At 66.3% G+C, this 17,522-nt stretch carries 20 protein-coding genes; 9 read left to right on the top strand and 11 right to left on the bottom strand.

What is annotated here, in order from left to right; translation table 11 throughout:
* Nucleotides 1-2: 2 nt before the first annotated feature.
* Nucleotides 3-1,220 carry an LPS export ABC transporter permease LptF gene (lptF, locus tag AC6HZP_RS10165; RefSeq protein WP_497526459.1) on the bottom strand — a complete coding sequence of 406 codons (1,218 nt, stop codon included), beginning with the start codon at nucleotides 1,218-1,220 and terminating at the stop codon, nucleotides 3-5.
* Between the two features lie 284 nt (nucleotides 1,221-1,504).
* On the opposite strand from lptF, the gene AC6HZP_RS10170 reads away from it, so the two are divergent.
* Nucleotides 1,505-3,034 carry a leucyl aminopeptidase gene (locus AC6HZP_RS10170; protein ID WP_497526460.1) on the top strand — a complete coding sequence of 510 codons (1,530 nt, stop codon included), beginning with the start codon at nucleotides 1,505-1,507 and terminating at the stop codon, nucleotides 3,032-3,034.
* A gap of 71 nt (nucleotides 3,035-3,105) precedes the next feature.
* Entirely contained in the window at nucleotides 3,106-3,555 is a 450-nt protein-coding gene (locus AC6HZP_RS10175; RefSeq protein ID WP_201403451.1) for a DNA polymerase III subunit chi, read from the top strand.
* A gap of 481 nt (nucleotides 3,556-4,036) precedes the next feature.
* On the opposite strand, the gene AC6HZP_RS10180 is transcribed toward AC6HZP_RS10175, so the two are convergent.
* The 3 genes from AC6HZP_RS10180 to AC6HZP_RS10190 all read right to left on the bottom strand — a co-directional run bounded on the left by AC6HZP_RS10180 (nucleotide 4,037) and on the right by AC6HZP_RS10190 (nucleotide 7,473).
* A complete protein-coding gene (locus AC6HZP_RS10180) occupies nucleotides 4,037-5,926 on the bottom strand; it encodes an ABC-F family ATP-binding cassette domain-containing protein (protein WP_497526461.1) in 1,890 nt (629 codons plus the stop codon).
* A 68-nt stretch (nucleotides 5,927-5,994) separates the two neighbouring features.
* Nucleotides 5,995-6,819, bottom strand: coding sequence for a DUF4344 domain-containing metallopeptidase (locus AC6HZP_RS10185; protein WP_497526462.1), 825 nt, complete (start codon nucleotides 6,817-6,819; stop codon nucleotides 5,995-5,997).
* Nucleotides 6,820-6,957: 138 nt separating this feature from the next.
* Nucleotides 6,958-7,473 (bottom strand): DinB family protein, encoded by a 516-nt coding sequence (locus AC6HZP_RS10190; RefSeq protein WP_497526463.1) that lies wholly within the window; start codon nucleotides 7,471-7,473, stop codon nucleotides 6,958-6,960.
* A gap of 168 nt (nucleotides 7,474-7,641) precedes the next feature.
* Between AC6HZP_RS10190 and ndk the strand changes: the two genes are divergently transcribed.
* Nucleotides 7,642-8,064 (top strand): nucleoside-diphosphate kinase, encoded by a 423-nt coding sequence (gene ndk / locus AC6HZP_RS10195; RefSeq protein ID WP_201403455.1) that lies wholly within the window; start codon nucleotides 7,642-7,644, stop codon nucleotides 8,062-8,064.
* Between the two features lie 221 nt (nucleotides 8,065-8,285).
* Here ndk and AC6HZP_RS10200 read toward each other — a convergent pair whose 3' ends face one another.
* From AC6HZP_RS10200 to pgsA, 5 genes are read right to left on the bottom strand one after another with little or no spacing between them, the layout of a single operon-like run.
* Nucleotides 8,286-8,906, bottom strand: coding sequence for a glutathione S-transferase family protein (locus AC6HZP_RS10200; protein WP_497526464.1), 621 nt, complete (start codon nucleotides 8,904-8,906; stop codon nucleotides 8,286-8,288).
* Between the two features lie 45 nt (nucleotides 8,907-8,951).
* Nucleotides 8,952-9,614, bottom strand: a complete 663-nt coding sequence (locus AC6HZP_RS10205) for an HD domain-containing protein (RefSeq protein ID WP_497526465.1) — start codon at nucleotides 9,612-9,614, stop codon at nucleotides 8,952-8,954.
* On the bottom strand, nucleotides 9,611-10,075 hold the full coding sequence (locus AC6HZP_RS10210; RefSeq protein ID WP_201403458.1) for a molybdenum cofactor biosynthesis protein MoaE: 465 nt from the start codon (nucleotides 10,073-10,075) through the stop codon (nucleotides 9,611-9,613). The genes AC6HZP_RS10205 and AC6HZP_RS10210 overlap by 4 nt, the downstream gene beginning before the upstream one ends.
* Nucleotides 10,076-10,082: 7 nt before the next feature.
* On the bottom strand, nucleotides 10,083-10,334 hold the full coding sequence (gene moaD, locus AC6HZP_RS10215) for a molybdopterin converting factor subunit 1 (protein WP_497526466.1): 252 nt from the start codon (nucleotides 10,332-10,334) through the stop codon (nucleotides 10,083-10,085).
* Nucleotides 10,331-10,942 carry a CDP-diacylglycerol--glycerol-3-phosphate 3-phosphatidyltransferase gene (gene pgsA, locus AC6HZP_RS10220; RefSeq protein ID WP_201403460.1) on the bottom strand — a complete coding sequence of 204 codons (612 nt, stop codon included), beginning with the start codon at nucleotides 10,940-10,942 and terminating at the stop codon, nucleotides 10,331-10,333. The genes moaD and pgsA overlap by 4 nt, the downstream gene beginning before the upstream one ends.
* Before the next feature lie 235 nt (nucleotides 10,943-11,177).
* Between pgsA and AC6HZP_RS10225 the strand changes: the two genes are divergently transcribed.
* On the top strand, nucleotides 11,178-11,543 hold the full coding sequence (locus AC6HZP_RS10225) for a diacylglycerol kinase (protein ID WP_497526467.1): 366 nt from the start codon (nucleotides 11,178-11,180) through the stop codon (nucleotides 11,541-11,543).
* Nucleotides 11,544-11,624: 81 nt separating this feature from the next.
* Nucleotides 11,625-11,876, top strand: coding sequence for a DUF3297 family protein (locus tag AC6HZP_RS10230; RefSeq protein ID WP_201403462.1), 252 nt, complete (start codon nucleotides 11,625-11,627; stop codon nucleotides 11,874-11,876).
* Between the two features lie 19 nt (nucleotides 11,877-11,895).
* Here the strand turns inward: AC6HZP_RS10230 and trhO are convergent, their stop codons facing one another.
* Nucleotides 11,896-12,660 (bottom strand): oxygen-dependent tRNA uridine(34) hydroxylase TrhO, encoded by a 765-nt coding sequence (trhO, locus tag AC6HZP_RS10235; protein WP_201403463.1) that lies wholly within the window; start codon nucleotides 12,658-12,660, stop codon nucleotides 11,896-11,898.
* A gap of 147 nt (nucleotides 12,661-12,807) precedes the next feature.
* Here trhO and AC6HZP_RS10240 point away from each other — a divergent pair, with 147 nt between their 5' ends.
* Nucleotides 12,808-13,842 carry a Tim44 domain-containing protein gene (locus tag AC6HZP_RS10240; protein ID WP_497526468.1) on the top strand — a complete coding sequence of 345 codons (1,035 nt, stop codon included), beginning with the start codon at nucleotides 12,808-12,810 and terminating at the stop codon, nucleotides 13,840-13,842.
* Between the two features lie 91 nt (nucleotides 13,843-13,933).
* A complete protein-coding gene (locus AC6HZP_RS10245) occupies nucleotides 13,934-14,644 on the top strand; it encodes an HAD family hydrolase (RefSeq protein WP_244669893.1) in 711 nt (236 codons plus the stop codon).
* Nucleotides 14,645-14,704: 60 nt separating this feature from the next.
* Here AC6HZP_RS10245 and AC6HZP_RS10250 read toward each other — a convergent pair whose 3' ends face one another.
* Complete coding sequence (locus tag AC6HZP_RS10250) at nucleotides 14,705-16,183, bottom strand: DUF1254 domain-containing protein (RefSeq protein ID WP_497526469.1); 1,479 nt, start codon at nucleotides 16,181-16,183, stop codon at nucleotides 14,705-14,707.
* A 317-nt stretch (nucleotides 16,184-16,500) separates the two neighbouring features.
* On the opposite strand from AC6HZP_RS10250, the gene AC6HZP_RS10255 reads away from it, so the two are divergent.
* Complete coding sequence (locus AC6HZP_RS10255) at nucleotides 16,501-16,938, top strand: VOC family protein (RefSeq protein WP_497526470.1); 438 nt, start codon at nucleotides 16,501-16,503, stop codon at nucleotides 16,936-16,938.
* A gap of 14 nt (nucleotides 16,939-16,952) precedes the next feature.
* Nucleotides 16,953-17,492, top strand: a complete 540-nt coding sequence (locus AC6HZP_RS10260) for an opioid growth factor receptor-related protein (protein ID WP_497526471.1) — start codon at nucleotides 16,953-16,955, stop codon at nucleotides 17,490-17,492.
* Nucleotides 17,493-17,522: the final 30 nt, after the last annotated feature.

The raw sequence follows: 17,522 nt of genomic DNA on the forward strand, positions 1-17,522 counted from the left end.
TCTTACATTCCGCTCCCGGCCGAGGGGCGCGGTCCGATCCGCAGGCGATTGGCGATCCGCTGCGCGAGATCCGTCACCGCCGAGGCGATGCTGTCGGAAGCGGTCAGGCGGACGGAGCTGTAGACGGCGACGAGCGACAGCAGGATGAAGACGATCGGCAGCGCATAGAGCGCCGGGATCAGGCGCGTGTCGTTGGCGGCGAGGCTGGCCAGAATCAGGCCGCCGATGCGCACGCCGGTCGCGACGGCGATCGTGCCCAGGATGACGAGGCTGCGCCCCTGGCGGGTCGTCTGGGCCTGGCCGAGGGCTGCCACCGGCAGGATGGCGAACAGGATGGCGTAGAGCGGCGCCGAGAATCGGTCATGCAGCTCCGACGCGAACGAGCCTGGCCGCTTCTGATATTCGGGATCGTTCGGATCGGGCGACATCAGGAAGGCGGTGCTGCGTTCGCCGGCAGTAAAGGCGGGTAGGGTGGTCTTGCTGCCGAAGGTCGAGAGGTCGAACGCATAGGATTCGAACTCGATGATCGACATCGAGTTGTTGGTTTCCGACTTCTGCTGGATCGTGCCGTTCTGCATGATCAGGAACGTGCCGAGCGGGTTCTTCAGCACGACGCCGCGATTGGCGATGTAGATAGACGTCTGGTCGTCCTGGCGCCCGTCCTGGATGAAGATGCCTTCCAGCGTGCCGTCCGCCTTGCGGTCGCGGACATGGAACACCAGCCGGTTGCCCAGTTCCATGAACTGGCCTTCCTTGACGAAGCTGGTGATCAGGTCGGCGTTGATGCCGGTAAGCAGGCCGCGAAAGGCCTGCAGCGAGCGCGGAACCAGATAGAGCGACATCGAGCCGACGATGATCGCCGTGATCAGGCCCATGACCAGAGCCGGCTTCAGAAGCCGCGTCTGCGAGGCGCCGCTCGCATTGATGACGACGAGCTCCGAATCGGCATTCAGCTGGTTGAAGGTGTAGATCGCGCCGATCAGCAGCGCGACGGGGCAGACTATGAGCAGCAGGCCGGGGAAGATCAGGCTCGACACCCGGAAGAAGGTGACGAAGTTCTGGCCCTTGCTCGTGATCAGGTCGAGTTCGCGCAAGGCCTGGCTGAGCCAAACCGTACCGGACAAGCCGCAGAGGCTGAGCAGAAACGCTCCCAGCATGCGGTTAAAGATGTAACGCTCGATGAGCTTCATCGGGTTGTTGTCGATCCTCGAACTCTGCACGCCCCCCGTGTCAAAGACAGCCATGCCCTCGGCTGTAACAAGATGGCGGATCGAACCTCCTACGGGCCCCGACGATCGGGAGCTCCATGGGTGGACTAATTGGGTGAATCAAACGCGAAAAAACAGTCTTAACGAACGGTAAACGTCTATCGTGAAGCCGCGCCACTTGCCAGAGACGACCGTCGCAGGACAGATTGATCGTTCAAGGGTGTGGCGGAACCCACGCACCTCCTGTCCCAGACAGCGCCGATCGGCGCCTGCCGCTCATATCCCAGCGAGCCCAAATGACCCAAAGTCCTGCCGTTTCCTTCCACAAGTCGACGACGAACGAGACGGGGACGGTGATCGTCCTGACTGACGAAACCCTGGCGCTCGGCGCCGCGGCGCAGGGCCTCGGCATCGCCGAGCTGCTCCAAAAAGCCGCAGCGACGGCGGACTACAAGGGCAAGTCGCTCGCGGTCCTCGACCTGCTGGCGCCGGCGAATCTCGCCTTCGACCGGCTCGTCATCGTCGGGCTCGGCAAGGCTGAAGAACTTGTGGAAGGCGACTGGTCGCGGCTCGGCGGCGTCGTTCTCGGGGCTCTGCGCAAGGGCGAGACGGCGACGCTGTTCGCCGAGCGGCCGGATGGGGTCGTGATTTCGGGCGACCAGCTGGCGGATATCGCGCTCGGCGCGGTGCTGCGCGCCTATTCGTTCGACCGCTACAAGAGCAAGGCCAAGAACGGGAAAGACGGAAAAGACGGCAAGGATGGCGACAACGGCAAGGCGGCCAAGGGGCCGGTGACGCTCGATATCGTCGCCGCCGAAGCCGGCAAGGCGAAGAAGGCCTGGGTCTCCCGTTCGGCGATCGCCGAGGGCGCCATCCTCGCGCGCGAGCTGGTCAATGAGCCCGCCAACATCCTCGGCCCGGTCGAGTTCGCCGAGAAGGCGGCCGAGCTGGCGTCGCTCGGCGTCACGATCGAGACGCTGACCGAAAAGCAGATGAAGAAGCTCGGCATGCGGGCGCTGCTCGGCGTCGCGCAGGGCTCCGTCCGGCCGCCGCGCCTCGTCGCCATGCACTGGAACGGAACGAAGTCGAAGGAGAAGCCGGTCGCCTTCGTCGGCAAGGGCGTCGTCTTCGACACGGGCGGCATCTCGATCAAGCCGGCCGGCGGCATGGAGGACATGAAGGGCGACATGGGCGGCGCCGCCGCCGTCGTCGGCCTCCTGCACGCGCTCGCCTCGCGCAAGGCGAAGGCGAACGTCGTCGGCATCATCGGCCTGGTCGAGAACATGCCGGACGGCAACGCCCAGCGTCCGGGCGACATCGTCGAGGCGGCGTCCGGCGTGACGATCGAGATCATCAACACCGACGCCGAGGGCCGCCTCGTGCTGGCCGACGCGCTCTGGTACGCGCAGAAGACCTATGAGCCGAAGGTGATCGTCGACCTGGCGACGCTGACCGGCGCCATCATGGTGGCGCTCGGCACGGACCATGCCGGCATGTTCGCGACCGACGATGCGCTGGCGAATGCGCTCTCGAAGGCGGGCGAGGCGACGGGCGAGAAGGTGTGGCGCATGCCGCTCGGGCCGGCCTACGACAAGCTGATCGAATCGAAGTTCGCCGACATCAAGAACACCGGCGGCCGCTATGGCGGCTCGATCACGGCGGCGCAGTTCCTGAAGCGCTTTGTCGAGGACGACGTCGCCTGGGCGCATCTCGACATCGCCGGCACGGCGATGGGCTCGCCGCAGACCGAGATCAACCGTTCCTGGGCCTCGGGCTGGGGCGTGCGCATCCTCGATCGCCTCGTTGCCGACAATTACGAGGGCTGAGCTGCTACAAGGCGGGCGACGTCGGACGCTTCGAATGACTCGGAGCGCTCGACGCCGCGTGAGAAGGCGTGATGGCTGAGGTCCTGTTCTATCATCTGCAGCAGCAGCCGCTCGAGGCGCTGCTGCCGGGTCTGCTGGAGAAATCCCTCGAAAGGGGATGGCGCGTCGTCGTCGAGGCCGGCGCGGCGGAGCGCTGCGAGGCGCTCGACGCGCTGCTCTGGACCTATGGCGAGGAGACCTTCCTGCCGCATGGCCTCTGGCGCGATCCGGATGCGGCGCAGCACCCGATCCTGATCACGCCGGAACAGGACAATCCGAACGGCGCCAATGTGCGCTTTCTCGTCGCCGGCGCGCAGGCGGGCGACCTCAGCGGCTATGTCCGCGTCGTGCTGATGTTCGACGGCAACGATCCCGAGGCGCTGGACGGCGCGCGCGCCTCCTGGAAGCGCGTCAAGGCCGAGGGCCACGACGCGACCTACTGGCAGCAATCCGAACAGGGCCGCTGGCAGAAGAAGGCGTGAGGGCGCTGCTGCGCTCCACGAGGCGCACGGCGCGGTTTTCACCTCGGCCCTAGGGTGAGGTGAGGAAGGCAGCCTTCGTCGCTGGAGCGCTGCCGCCGGCAACACGCTCGCCGTCATCCCGGCCTCCGAGCCGGGATCCATTCCCGCCGGGTTGGCTGCGCGCGAACCTCCCGAGCCCTCGGATGCATGGATCCCTGCTTTCGCAGGGATGACGACGGAGGGTGGGGAAATGGCGGAACTCACCTCACCCTGAGCGAGAGTTGAGGAAGGAAGCCTTCGACGCGACGCTGGATAGCTGCCGCCGGCAACACGCTCGCCGTCATCCCGGCCTTCGAGCCGGGATCCATTTCCGCCGGGTTGGCTGACGCGCGAACCTCCGAAGTCTCGGATGGATGGATCCCTGCTTTCGCAGGGATGACGACGAGGGTGGGGAAAGGGCGGAGCTCGCCTCACCCAAGAGGCGAGGGGCGAGGAAGGGCGGTCAGTCCGCCCCGACGGCCTCTTCATATTCCGCCGACATCTCCAGCCAGCTTTCTTCCCGCTCGCCCAGCGATTTGACCGCGTCAGAGCGCTGCTTGGCCAGCGTCGTCGCCTTGGCCGGATCCTTGACGTAGAGCTCGACGTCGGCGAGCGCGGTATCGAGCTTCTGAATCTCTTTCTGAAGCTTCTCCATCAAGGACTCGGTTTCCTTGATCTTTTTCCGGAGCGGCGCCAGCTCGGAACGCTTGGCGGCGGATTCGCGGCGGCGATCCTGGGCCGAACTCTTGGCCGTCGCATCGCTGTCCGATTTGCCGTTGGAGGTGTCGGGGCCTTTCACAATCAGCTTGCGATAATCGTCCATGTCGCCGTCGAAATTCGACACCGTGCCGTCGGCGACCAGCAGCAGCCGGTCGACCGAGGCCTCGATCAGGTGGCGATCGTGGCTGATCAGGATGACAGCGCCCGGATAGTCGTTCAGCGCCTGCACGAGCGCCTCGCGGCTGTCGATGTCGAGATGGTTCGTCGGCTCGTCGAGGATCAGCAGGTTGGCGCCGCGGAAGGTGGCGATGCCGAGCAGCAGCCGCGCCCGCTCGCCGCCCGAAAGCTCGCGCGCCGGCGTATCCATCTTGGCGGTCGGAAAGCCCATGGCGCCGACGCGGGCGCGAACCTGTGCTTCGGTCGCGTCCGGCATCAGCATGCGGATGTGCTGCACGGCGGTCTCGGCCGGGCGCAGGTCGTCGAGCTGGTGCTGGGCGAAGAAGGCGATGTCGAGCTTGTCGGCGCGCCGCATCGCGCCGGTGAGGTTGGGCAGGCGGCCGGCCAGCAGCTTGGCGAAGGTCGACTTGCCGTTGCCGTTCGCGCCGAGCAGGCCGATGCGATCCTCGACGTCGATGCGGATGTCGAGCTTGCGCAGGATCGGCTTGCCTTCCTCGTAGCCGACCGAGGCGTTGTCGAGCGCGATGATTGGCGGCGCCAGGATCTTGGCCGGCGGCGGGAAGTAGAACGGCGTCACATCGCTGTCGACGATGCCGGCGATGGGCTGCATTTTCTCCAGCGCCTTCATGCGCGACTGCGCCTGGCGGGCCTTCGAGGCCTTCGCCTTGAAGCGGTCGACGAAGGCCTGCAGGTGCTTGCGCTGGTCGTCCTGCTTCTTCTTCAGCTTGAGCTGCAGCGCCTGTTTTTCGCGGCGCTGGCGGTCGAAGCTGTCATAGCCGCCGCGATAGATCGTCAGCTTGCCCTGGTCGAGATGCACGATCATGTCGACGGCGCGGTTCAGCAGGTCGCGGTCGTGGCTGATCAGGAACACGGTGTGTGGATAGCGCGCCACGTAGTTCTCGAGCCACATCGTGCCTTCGAGGTCGAGATAGTTGGTCGGCTCGTCGAGCAGCAGCAAGTCGGGCTCGGCGAACAGCACGGCGGCAAGCGCCACGCGCATGCGCCAGCCGCCTGAGAAGGCGGAGCAGGGGCGAAGCTGCGCCTCGGCGTCGAAGCCGAGGCCGGCGAGGATGGTGCCGGCCCGCGCCTCGGCGGCATGGGAGCCGATGTCGGTCAGGCGGATCTGGATCTCGGCGATGCGATGCGGGTCGGTGGCGTGCTCCGCCTCGTGGAGCAGCGCCGCGCGCTCTGTGTCGGCGGCCAGCACGAAATCGATCAGCGATTGCTCGGTGCCGGGTGCTTCCTGCGCGACCTGTCCGATGCGGACGCCGCGCGGCAGGCCGATGGAGCCGCTCTCCGGCGCGATGTCGCCGGTGACCAGCTTGAACAGCGTCGTCTTGCCGGTGCCGTTGCGGCCGACGAAGCCGGCCTTGACCCCGTCGGGCAAGGCAATGGTCGCCCCCTCGAGGAGCGTACGGCCGGCGATGCGATAGGTGACTTCATTGACGTGCAGCATGGCCGGCTATGTGCCGTGCCTTGGCGCCGGACGCAAGCGCTGCCTCGTTGCCAAGCGCGTGCGAACCGCTAGCGGCCGGCGATGTCGCGGACGATCAGCTCGGCGTGGTAGCTCGACAGCTCGTAGCAAAGGACGATTTCGTTCAGCGCCGGGTCGTAGCTCGACGTCACCGTGCCGCAGCTCTTGGCGCGGATCGTCGGGGCCGGGGAGAGGGAGAAGTCGTGCGCCAGCCGTGTCGCCACTTCCTCCAGCACGCGATTGTCCTGCAGGATGGTCCTCTCGGCGATCTCGCCGCCGGCCGGTTCGTCATAGAACACGGCGATGGTCGATTGCGGCTGGCCGGCCGAACGGGCGAGTGGCTTCAGTCCCTCCGCCCAGAGCGCGCGCTTGCGCTGGTAGGTCGCGGCGCATTCGGCGCGGGCGGCCGGTGTCAGCGACGCGGCGTCCGCCACGTCAGCGAAGTCCTTGCTGTCGGCGCCCACCATGTCGCAGACGATGCCGTTGGCCCGCTCGGCGTCGAGCGAATGGCGATCCGGCAGGCCGGCGACATCGGGCTGGGCCGAAGCGGTCACGTGGCTGGAGAGCATCCAGCTGTCGACGGCGTCGACCAGGGTCTGGTCGCCGGCGCCGGTGCGCGGTTCCAGCAGAATCACGGCGGCGAAATCGTCGGCCGCCTGCTCGCCGCCATCCTGCTGGACGCCATAGCGCTGCATCATCATGTGGCCGGCCTGGTGATAGAGCGCGTAGACCGCGTTACCGACGACGAAGTCGACGACCTCCGCCAGATGGGCGTCGTTGATCTCCTGCGGCGGCTCGGCCTGAATCGCCGGGGTCGCTGCCTGCGCGGCTGCAATCGGGAGAGCGAACGCGAGGAAGAGGGACCGCAGCAACATGGAGACTCGCAGCAACAAAGAACACGTTCTCAAAACGTGCGCTTCCGCCTTGGTTGAATCAAGCGACCGACTTCACACCTCTCCGATATATTTTCGTGACCGGTTGCGCCTCGGCCGGACGCAATCCTGCTTATCCGGCTAGCTAAGTCCGAGGCCGCTCGCGCGCTGAAACTGGATCAGGTCGAGGCTGGCGCAGGCGTCGCGGCCGCCGATGCGGGTCAGGATGGCGGTCGCCTGGCCGCGATGATGGGTCTGGTGGTTGAAGAGATGGGCGAGGGCGGGGCCGAGCGGCTGGGTCACCGCGACCGGGGTGGTGATCGGCGTGTAGGTGAACACGCCGGCGATATCCGCCTCGGTAAGCCCGTCCACATAGGCGACGATCCGCGCATCCTCGGCGGTGCGCAGCGCCGACAGCTCGCCGAGATCCTCGGTCACCACCTCGTTCAGCGCCGTGTGCAGCGGGCCCGTGCCGGAGAAGCGGCGCAGCCAGATGCGGTCGGTGACGAGGAGGTGGTTCAGCGTTCCGCAGAGCGAGCCGAAGAAGGCGCCCTCGTCGGCATGGAAGCGTTCCGGCGAAACGGCGCGCGCCGCCTCGTAGAGGCGCCCGTTGGCCCACGCGTTGTAGGCGGCGAACATTTCGAAATGCGGCTTCATGGCCCAGCTCCTGTTCCCGTCGCGAAACCGTCGTGTTCGGCAGGTCAGTATGCCTGACGTTTTTAAGCCCCGACAGTGTTGCTGACAGGGTTCGCGCCCTTGCCGGGTCGGGGCGGCGAGGCTATACAGCGCCACCCATTTACCCAAATCGAAACGACAGGACCGAACATGGCGATCGAACGCACCTTCTCGATGATCAAGCCCGACGCGACCAAGCGTAACCTGACCGGCAAGATCACCGCCAAGCTGGAAGACGCCGGCCTGCGCGTCGTCGCTTCCAAGCGCGTCTGGATGTCCCGCGCCCAGGCCGAGGGCTTCTACGCCGTCCACAAGGAGCGTCCCTTCTTCGGCGAGCTGGTCGAGACGATGACCGCTGGCCCGACCGTCGTGCAGGTCCTGGAAGGCGAAGGCGCCATCCTGAAGAACCGCGAAGTCATGGGCGCGACGAACCCGGCCAACGCCGATGCCGGCACGATCCGCAAGGAGTTCGCGCTCTCGATCGGCGAGAACTCGGTGCACGGCTCGGACGCTCCGGAGACGGCAGCGCAGGAAATCGCCTACTGGTTCTCGGGCGTCGAGCTCGTCGGCTAATCCGCCGAAGCTTCTGAATTCAAGAATGGCCGGGCTCGTCCCGGCCATTTTTATTTTTGGGCATTGGCCGCGTTGGCATGTCCAGGCTCGCCGTCATCCCGGCCCCCGAGCCGGGATCCATGCAGCCGGGTTTGGGGCCGCACGAGCCTCCCTACGCTTCGGCTGGATGGATCCCGGGTCTCCGCCCGGGATGACGCGGAGCTTGTGGCTGACCCAGTGCCTCAGCTCAACGGTATCGCGACGACTTTGGCGTAGGCCGGCCGCGCCAGCAGCCGTTCATGCCATCTGGCGAGATGCGGCAGGTCCGGTCGCTCGATCGGCATGGCGAACCAGGCATAGGCGAGGCAGCCGAGCGGGATGTCGCCCATGCCGAAGGCCTCGCCCGACAGATAGGGGCGCTCGGCGAGGGCGCGATCCGCGATGGCGAGCAGGGTGGAGCATTTCTGCCGGCTGGCTTCGATCACGGCCATGTCGCGTCGTTCTACCGGCGTGCGCACCATGCCCCAGAACACGTCGCGAAACGGCGCGGCGAAGGCGGACGTCGTCCAGTCCATCCAGCGGTCGGCGCCGGCGCGCTCCGCGATGTCGCGCGGCCACAGCGTGCCCTCGGAATAGCGGGCGGCGAGATAGCGCACGATGGCGTTCGATTCCCACAGCACGATATCGCCGTCGCGGATCGTCGGTACCAGCCCGTTCGGGTTCATCGCGCGATAGGCGGGATCGGCGGTGACGCCGAAGGCGCCGCCGGCCGGTATCGCCTCATAGGCGAGGCCGATTTCCTCGGCGCACCAGAGAACCTTCTTGACGTTGCTCGAATTGTTGCGGCCCCAGATCGTCAGCATGCGGCATTCCTCCGGGCGCGGGATCGTCGCCGATGCGCCGTGTGGTCAGATCTCGTCCAGAAATTCGTCATAGAAGCGGCGGAGGCGATCCTGCCGCAGTGTCGCCAGCTTGCGTCCGGCCTCGGTCTGGAAGCCGCCAGCGAGCTTGAAGAGCTTGTTGTCGAAATGGTCGAGCGCGAAGCGCGCGTCGGCGAGGGGGCGGGCTGTCGCTTGCGGATCCCGCGGGTCGTAGAGGCCGCTGCCCATCCGGCCGGCGATGTAGAAGCAGCGCGCCACCCCGACCATGCCGATCGCGTCCAGGCGGTCGGCATCCTGCAGGATGCGCGCCTCCAGCGTTTCCGGCGCGATGCCGGCGGAGAAGCTGTGCGCCTCGACCGCGTGGGCGACGGCGGCGACGCGCGGCGCATCCCAGCCGAGCCCCTCAAGGATCCCGGCCGCCTTGCGCGCCGCCAGCCGCGATGCCTGCGGCCGCATCGGGTCGTTCTTCTCGACGGTGACACAGTCATGCAGCAGCGTCGCGGCGGCGAGAACCTCGCCGTCGCCGCCTTCCGCCGCATGGATGGCGGCGGCGTTCTTCCAGACGCGCTGGAGATGGGCGATGTCGTGCGAGCCGTCGTCACCTTCGGTGGCGTGCGGCAGCAGGCTCTCGGCCAAGGCCTCATGCGGCGCGAAGGCGCCGCCCGGCCGGTCACTCGGGGAATGGCTCAATCGGAGTTGTTCCAGCGCTCTTCGGCCTGGTCGTCCGAGGATTTGGCGTCGACCCAGGCGACCGCGCCGGACGCGGTATGCTCCTTCTTCCAGAAGGGCGCGTGGGTCTTGAGAAAATCCATGATGAACTCGGCCGATTCGAAGGCGGCGTGCCGGTGCCGCGAGGCGGTGACCACCAGCACGATGACCTCGCCCGGCTTCACCTTGCCGTGCCGGTGAAGGACGGTGACGTCGGTGATCTCCCACCGCTTGGCCGCCTGCTCGGCGATGCGGGACACTTCCGCCTCGGCCATGCCGGGATAGTGCTCGAGCTCAAGCGCTTCGAGCCGGCCGTCCTCGTCGCGGCAGAGGCCGGTGAAGGTGACGACGGCGCCGATATCGCCACGACCCGTCGTCACGCGTTCGATCTCGGCCGTGATGTCGAGCGGCTCGGAAACGATGGCGACGCGGGTCTTGGCCATGGCGGGCCTAGCCTCCCGTCATCGGGGGAAACAGGGCTACCTCGCGCACGCCGGAAAGCGGCGCATCGTGATCGGCATGGTCATGGTCGAGCGCCACGCGGATCGCGGTCGGCTCCGCCAGGGCGTATTCATAGGTCTCGCCGCGCGTGCGCAGCCAGCCCAGCAGATCGCCGACCGTCTCGACGCCCTCGGGCGGCGCGACGGTCTCCTCGGCCGTGCCGATCCGTTCGCGCACCCAGGCGAAATAGACGAGCTTCACGGCTCTTCCTCCAGGATGTGCCCGAGGCCCGCCCGGAAATAGTCGTAGCCGGTGTAGAGCGTGACGAGAGCGGAGATCCACAGCAGCACGATGCCGATCAGCGTCGTGTAGGCGAAATGGACGTCTCCGGCTGGGCCTGCGAGCAGGAAGCCGATGGAGACCATCTGCAGCGCCGTCTTCCACTTGGCGAGGCGCGAGACCGGCACGCTGACGCGCAGCTCCGCCAGATATTCGCGCAGGCCCGAGACGAGGATCTCGCGCGACAGGATGATCAGCGCCGCCCAGAGCGACAGGCCATCGATCGTGCGCTCGAAGACGAGCGCCAGCAGGCAGGCCGAGACGAGCAGCTTGTCGGCGATCGGATCGAGCATGCGCCCGAGCGAGGATTGCTGCTTCCAGATCCGGGCCAGGTAGCCGTCGAGATAGTCGGTGATGCTGGCGAGGATGAAGAGCGCGAGCGCGATCCATCGCCACGTATCCTTGCCGCCGACGACGCAGAAGACGACGAGGGGAACCGCCAGGATGCGGCCATAGGTCAGGATGTTCGGGAGCGAAAGCAGAAGCGCCCGCTGCGGCCGTCTGACGTCGAAGGTGCGAAGCTCGCTCATATCCGTCCTTGAACCCTCACCCTCATATTGCATCCGGGCCAGCCCCTGCCAAGGGTGGCTCGGAAAAGAGAGGACCGATTGAAGTTGGCCAGGAAACTGGCGTGACGATGCGATGCCGACACGGCGTTCGCGGGAATCGGCTACATGATATCCCGTCCGGCGGCGGTGTCGCCATGGCGATGCGGCCGGGGGCTGCAAACAATCGGCGAATGCCGACCAAAGGGGGAAGACGGACATGCGCGCCTGGTTGGAGCATCTCATCGCGGCGAGCCGCTGGTCGGCCTCGGGCGTCGCGATCCTGTTCCGGGGCGAGATGGCGGCCCGGATGGAACTGGCGGCGGCCGTCGCCGCGCTCGCCTGGATCGTCTTTCTCGGCCGTTCGCTGGCCGAGATCGGCGTTTACTTGATGCTCGCTTTCGCGACGTTTTCGGTCGAGGCATTGAACACGGCGATCGAGGAGATCGTCGACCGCGTGTCGCCCGAGCGTTCCGAATTCGCGCGCCGCGCCAAGGATCTCGGCTCGGCCGCGGTGATGTTCATGCTGCTGGGAACGGGCATCTATGTCGCGATCCTGACGATCGCCACGCTGCTCGGCCGCTGAGCTGCTCTTCGCGCCGGGTTGGCAGGACCGCATCGTCCCGCTATGTGTGCCGGCCAATGTACCCGATCTGAAGGTTCGACCATGACCGACACGCTGCCCGATCGCCTCTCGAACGATCCGAAGAGCCCTTTCCATGACGAGGCCTTGCTGGAGCGCGGCGTCGGCATCCGCTTCAACGGCGTCGAGAAGACCAATGTCGAAGAGTATTGCATCAGCGAAGGCTGGGTCCGCGTCGCCGCCGGCAAGGCGCGCGATCGCTTCGGCAACCCGCTGACGATCAAGCTGAAGGGCGTCGTCGAGGCCTATCTGCACGACGCCAAGGACGGCGAGTAATCAAGGGGTCGGCGCGGCCTCAGGCCGCGTCGTCCTCCGGCGGCTCCTCCGCCTTGGCCCGCTCCGCCAGCCCATGGCCGAGCGCCACGCGCTCGTCGAAGACGAAGCACTCGCCCTGCCACAGGCTTTCTTCCGGCGGGATCGTCTCGAGATATTTGAGGATGCCGCCCTTCAGGTGGAAAACCTCGGCGAAGCCCTGCGACAGCAGGTAGGAACTCGCCTTCTCGCAGCGGATACCGCCGGTGCAGAACATCGCGACCTTCTTGTTTTTGGCCGGATCGAGCGTACGGCTGACGAAATCCGGGAACTGCGAGAACTTCCGCGTTTCCGGATCGAGCGCCCGCTCGAACGTTCCGATCTTCACCTCGAAGCGGTTGCGGGTGTCGACGACGATCACGTCAGGATCGCTGATCAGCGCGTTCCAGTCCTCCGCGGCGACATAGGTGCCGACCTGCTTCGTCGGATCGACCTGCGGCTGCGCCAGGGTGACGATCTCCTTCTTCAGCCGGATCTTCAGCCGCTTGAACGGCATTTCCGCCGCGCCGGAGAATTTCAGCTCGAGATTGTCGAGCCGGCCGTCGAAGAGCGGGCCGGTCGTCAGCGCCGCGATCACCGCGTCAATCGCTTCGTCCGTGCCGGCGATCGTGCCATTGATGCCCTCGGGCGCCAGCAGCAGCGTGCCGCGAATCCCGAGCGTTTCGCAGAGCTCGAGCAGCGGGGCGCGCAGCGCTTCGAAGTCCGGAAGAGCGGCGAATTGATAGAGAGCGGCAACCTTGTATGTCATGGCGCGAGCCAATAGCACGCCGGCCGGGTTGCGCAAATCGTCACTGGCCGCAGTTTTGCCCTCAACAAATCGGGCATGAGACCCTACATCATACCTGCGGGGGCCTGAAAAGGACCCGGGTAATTTACGTAGGGAGAAGGAACTCACATGGTATTCGGCAAGCGCACACCGGCAATTCTCGCGATGATTGGTATCGCGACGGCGATGAGCTTCGCTGCATTCGATGACGCTGAAGCGCGTCGCGGCGGCAGTTTTGGCAGCCGTGGCGGCAGGACGTTCCAGTCCGCCCCGACAACCCCGACGGCGCCGACCGCGACGCAGCCGATCCAGCGCTCGATGACGCAGCCGGGCCAGGCGACGAACGCCGCCGCGCGTCCCACGCAGCAGGCGGCGCGTCCGGGCTTCCTCGGCGGTCTCGGCGGTTCCATCCTGGGTGGCCTGATGCTGGGCGGCCTGGTCGGCATGCTGTTCGGCCACGGCCTTGGCGGCATGGCCGGCGCCTTCGGCTTCATCCTGCAGATCGCGCTTCTCGCGATCGCCGGCATGTTCCTTTTCCGCTTCTTCGCCAACCGCAACCGGTCGCAGACGGCGGGCGCCGCTCCGGCTGGCATGCCGCGCGGCATGATGCCCGACGCTCCGGCCGAGGCGCAGTCGAACGCCGCCCCGCGCAGCGGCCTCGGCAATCTCGGCGGCCTGGGTTCGGCTCTTGGCGGAGGCCTTGGCGGCTTCGGCGGCGCCCAGAAGGCGCGCCCGGCCAACGCCATGAACGCCAATGACGAGATCGGCGTCACCGGCCAGGATCTCGACACCTTCCAGAAGCTGCTGGACGAGGTGCAGGGCGCCTTCGGCCGCGAGGACTATGCGGGCCTGCGCGAGCGCACGACGCCGGAGGTCATGTCGTATCTCTCGGAAGAGCTGAGCCAGAACGCCACCAAGGGCCAGCGCAACGACGTCACCGACATCACGCTGCTGCAGGGCGACCTGGCCGAGGCGTGGAACGAGGGCGACACCGACTACGCCACGGTCGCCATGCGCTACGAAAGCCGCGACGTGATGCGCGACCGTGCCACCGGCGCCCTGATCTCGGGCGATGCCGGCGCGCTGACGGAGACGACCGAGCTCTGGACCTTCGCCCGCAAGGATGGCGGTCCCTGGAAGGTTTCCGCCATCCAGGAAACCTGATCGATCTTGTGATCTCGTGGTAATGCGTGGCGGGTCCGGTTAGTCTCCGGGCCCGCCATTTTTATTGGCCCCTTTGCCAATGGTTCGTTCGATGTCGTCTCACAGCCCAACCCTCACCGCCATCGGCTTCGATGCCGACGATACGCTCTGGCAGAACGAGCAGTTCTACCGGCTGACGGAACAGCGCTTCATCGACCTCCTGTCGGAACACGCCGACAGGGCCGATATCGCCCGCCGCCTCCAGGAGGCGGAGCGGCGCAACCTCAAGCTCTACGGCTTCGGCATCAAGGGCTTCACGCTGTCGATGGTCGAGACGGCGATCGAGCTGACGGGAGGCCGAATTCCGGCCGGCGCCATCAGCGAGATTCTCGCCGCCGGCCGCGACATGCTGGTCCATCCGGTCGAGACGCTGCCGCATGTGCGCGAGACGCTGGAGCAGCTCGCCGGCAATTACCGGCTGATCCTGATCACCAAGGGCGACCTGTTCGACCAGGAGCGCAAGCTCGCCGCTTCCGGTCTCGGCGAGCTGTTCGACGCCGTCGAGATCGTCAGCGACAAGAACGCCGCGACCTACCACCGGATCTTCAGCCGCCACGCTGACGGCCCGGCGCAGAGCATGATGGTCGGCAATTCGCTGAAGTCCGACGTCGTGCCGGCGATCGAGGCGGGAAGCTGGGGCGTCTATGTCCCGCACGACCTGACCTGGTCGTTCGAGCATGTCGAGCCGCCGGTCGGCGCCCCGCGCTTCCGCGAGGTGCCGCATCTCGGCGAACTGCTGGCGCTTCTCGCCAAGCTCGGCTGAGGCATGAAAAGGGGACGATGCCGAAGCGGCCTCGTCCCCCTTGGCTCTATCGGCTCCGGCCTATTGCGGGAGGGCGGCCGTCGCTTCGGCCTGCTTGACCGGAGGCGGGTTCCAGCGGCCCGTCAGCGCGGCGCTTTGCGGCGCGTAGAGGCGCATGGTCAGGTTGAACGGCCCCTTCGGCGCAGGCAGCCAGTTCGCCTCCTGGTCCTTGCCCGGGCTCTCGTTCTGGAAATAAAGGTCCAGCGAGCCGTCGGCGTTCTTGGCAAAGGGCATCCAGCTCGAGACCGCGAAGCGGTTGAGCGGGTTGGCGACCTGGAAGCCATCCGGGTCATAGAGCGTGACGGACCAGAAAGCGTCGACCGGCGGCAGTTCGTTCGCCTCGAAATGCAGGACGTACTCGTTCTGGCCGGTGAGCGGCTTGCCGGTGGAATCGCCGAGATTGAGCGGATAGATCGCGTCCTCCGGCAGATTGGCGCCGAGACCGAGCTGCGCGACGATGGCGCGTTTCAGGTAGTAGTTGCCGTAGACGCCCATGGTGGTGGTGTTCATCGACCAGCCGTTGGTGACGTCGGCGAGCGTCTTGACCTTCCACGCCATCAGCTTCCGCCCTTCGGCCGGCGCCGCCTTGAGCGCCGCCTGCACATCGGCCGGAAGCTTGTCGAAGGCGAGGCTCTTGCCCGGCACGATGCCGAGCCGCGTCATCTGGGCGATGATGGGCTGGTCGGTGATGTGCGGCGGATGCAACTTCAGGAGCTCGGCCGCTTTGGTGAAGTACGCGTCGGCCGTCATGCCGTCGACGGCGAGCTTGGGCGGCGTCTTCATGTCGATCGCGGGATCGATCTTTGCGACCGGAGGCTTGGCGTCCTTGCCCCATTCGGACAGCGGCACGATCGTGTATCCGGCCTGGATCTTGTGCACGGCGTCATAGTCGGCGGGGCCGTCGGTCTTGGTGCGGCCGATGATCCAGACATAAGGCGTCGGCGCCTCGATCCGGCTGGTGCCCTCGGGCAGCTTGAACTCCTCGCGCCAGCGATCCCGGAGGTCGGGGCGCCAGCCGGGCGGCGTAACCAGGTAGTTGGCGGCGGTGGTTCCGGTCGTGCGCCAGCCGGGCGAGGCGAAGACATCGCTCCACATGTCGAGCATCGGCAGCAGGAAGTAGCGGCCCTTGGTGTCCGGGCTGGAGACGACCATCGGCTCCTTGGTCAGGTCGAGCCACCCGCTGGAATAGAGCGTGTCGAAATTCGGCCGCACGACGACCTTGAAGTCGGCCGGCGGGAACTCCGGTATATTGCTGAACATGTTCATCGGGCCGCGGCCGAGCTCCTTGCCCGCCGCGATGTTGGTGCTCTGCTCCCGCGTGAGCTCCATGGTCAGCAGCGGGTAGAAATAGAGATAGGCGTCGACGGCGATGGCCTGCGCCTGTTCCTTGGTCAGCGGCTGCGCCGCGTGCTCCTTGTTCTGCGGCTGCGCCGCCTGTGCCAAGGGCGTGACGGCGGCTGTCAACGCAGCCGCCCCCAAGGCGGCTGCGATCCATGTCATTCGCATGATCATGCCTGCTTTCCCCGCGCGCGGCGGACCGTGGGTTGAAGTTTTCGGCGATATGTATCTATGAGAATGCTTTGGCTTCCGTCGAGTCAATTAGGATTGTTTTCGTTTTTGCTTCGCGAAATATCATGACGGTAAGCATGGCTGATGAGCAGGCAGTTATTGCATCGATGCAAAAAGACTAGATCGTGGCATAGCCGGCGATCTTGCTTGCTGTCGGACCCCGGAACGAAACCCGCAACTGGAACTTGTTCCGGAGATCGGCCGGCGCCGGCCGATGGAACGCCAGCGGCTGAAAAGGGGAGGCGACCATGGCCCGCGTCGTCGGCATCGATCATCTCGTCATCCGGGTCGGGGATTTCGCCCGGTCGAAAAGCTTCTATGGCGACCTGTTCGCGTTTCTCGGGTTCGAGGTCCTCGGCGACTATGGCGACACGATCGGCTGGACCAACGGCAAGACGCGTTTCTGGATCAGCGAGGCCGACGCGGCGGGGAAGAAGCACCCATACCGGCTCGGCGACATCGGCTTCCACCACTATGCGTTCGAGCTCCGCAGCCGGAAGGATGTCGACGATCTCCAGGCCTATCTCGAGCGCGAGGGCATACCCATCGTCGATCCGGCGGCGGAGTATTATGATGACTACTACGCCGTCTATTTCCTGGACCCGGACGGGCTGAAGTTCGAGGCCATGAAATATGGCGAGCGGGGTGCCGGAAAGGCCAAGCCGTCGGCGGGGAAGACCGGCTGAGACAGGTTTGAGACATGACGAACCAGGAACTGGATACGTCGATCCTCCACTTCTTTGCCGGCATGGGCACCGATGATCGCGGCCGCACGCTGACCGGAATTCTCGCCTGGGACGACGATCGCCTCGAGCAGGTTCACGACTACATCCAATGGCTCTTTCCGCTGCCGGAGCCGAGCGCCTTCAACCCCGGCGCGCCGCTGCTGACGGCGGCCGATATCGAGGCCTTTCAGACGCATGCGGCGCTGCGCTCGGCTTTGCGGGCCGCCTTCGTGCGCTTGCTCGCCTTCTATGGTTTTGCGTTCGTGCCGGGCGCCCAAGGGCCGACCGTCGCCCGTGCCGCGACGTTTCCGGCACGCTCGCGGAGCTGGCTCGCGCCGCGCAACCACAATTTCCTGCGCATCAGCCGCATCCTGCGCGCGCTGACGCTGCTGGGGCTGGCGGACGAGGCGCGCGCCTTCCTGGAGGCGCTGGAGGCGGTCCACGCCGAGCATGCCGCCATCATCGGCGAGACGACGCTCGGCTACTGGCGCGCGGCGGCCGGGCATGGCGGCTGAACCGCGCTGCCATAACGCGAACCCGTCCGC

The organism is Kaistia sp. SLG-1 (assembly GCF_059699055.1).

Bases quoted from the DNA above. Each gene is read 5' to 3' on its own strand.
- AC6HZP_RS10170 (WP_497526460.1), top strand. From the start codon at position 1,505: ATGACCCAAAGTCCTGCCGTTTCCTTCCACAAGTCGACGACGAACGAG.
- AC6HZP_RS10175 (WP_201403451.1), top strand. From the start codon at position 3,106: ATGGCTGAGGTCCTGTTCTATCATCTGCAGCAGCAGCCGCTCGAGGCG.
- AC6HZP_RS10180 (WP_497526461.1), bottom strand. From the start codon at position 5,926: ATGCTGCACGTCAATGAAGTCACCTATCGCATCGCCGGCCGTACGCTC.
- AC6HZP_RS10185 (WP_497526462.1), bottom strand. From the start codon at position 6,819: ATGTTGCTGCGGTCCCTCTTCCTCGCGTTCGCTCTCCCGATTGCAGCC.
- AC6HZP_RS10190 (WP_497526463.1), bottom strand. From the start codon at position 7,473: ATGAAGCCGCATTTCGAAATGTTCGCCGCCTACAACGCGTGGGCCAAC.
- ndk (WP_201403455.1), top strand. From the start codon at position 7,642: ATGGCGATCGAACGCACCTTCTCGATGATCAAGCCCGACGCGACCAAG.
- AC6HZP_RS10200 (WP_497526464.1), bottom strand. From the start codon at position 8,906: ATGCTGACGATCTGGGGCCGCAACAATTCGAGCAACGTCAAGAAGGTT.
- AC6HZP_RS10210 (WP_201403458.1), bottom strand. From the start codon at position 10,075: ATGGCCAAGACCCGCGTCGCCATCGTTTCCGAGCCGCTCGACATCACG.
- pgsA (WP_201403460.1), bottom strand. From the start codon at position 10,942: ATGAGCGAGCTTCGCACCTTCGACGTCAGACGGCCGCAGCGGGCGCTT.
- AC6HZP_RS10225 (WP_497526467.1), top strand. From the start codon at position 11,178: ATGCGCGCCTGGTTGGAGCATCTCATCGCGGCGAGCCGCTGGTCGGCC.
- AC6HZP_RS10230 (WP_201403462.1), top strand. From the start codon at position 11,625: ATGACCGACACGCTGCCCGATCGCCTCTCGAACGATCCGAAGAGCCCT.
- trhO (WP_201403463.1), bottom strand. From the start codon at position 12,660: ATGACATACAAGGTTGCCGCTCTCTATCAATTCGCCGCTCTTCCGGAC.
- AC6HZP_RS10240 (WP_497526468.1), top strand. From the start codon at position 12,808: ATGGTATTCGGCAAGCGCACACCGGCAATTCTCGCGATGATTGGTATC.
- AC6HZP_RS10245 (WP_244669893.1), top strand. From the start codon at position 13,934: ATGTCGTCTCACAGCCCAACCCTCACCGCCATCGGCTTCGATGCCGAC.
- AC6HZP_RS10250 (WP_497526469.1), bottom strand. From the start codon at position 16,183: ATGACATGGATCGCAGCCGCCTTGGGGGCGGCTGCGTTGACAGCCGCC.
- AC6HZP_RS10255 (WP_497526470.1), top strand. From the start codon at position 16,501: ATGGCCCGCGTCGTCGGCATCGATCATCTCGTCATCCGGGTCGGGGAT.
- AC6HZP_RS10260 (WP_497526471.1), top strand. From the start codon at position 16,953: ATGACGAACCAGGAACTGGATACGTCGATCCTCCACTTCTTTGCCGGC.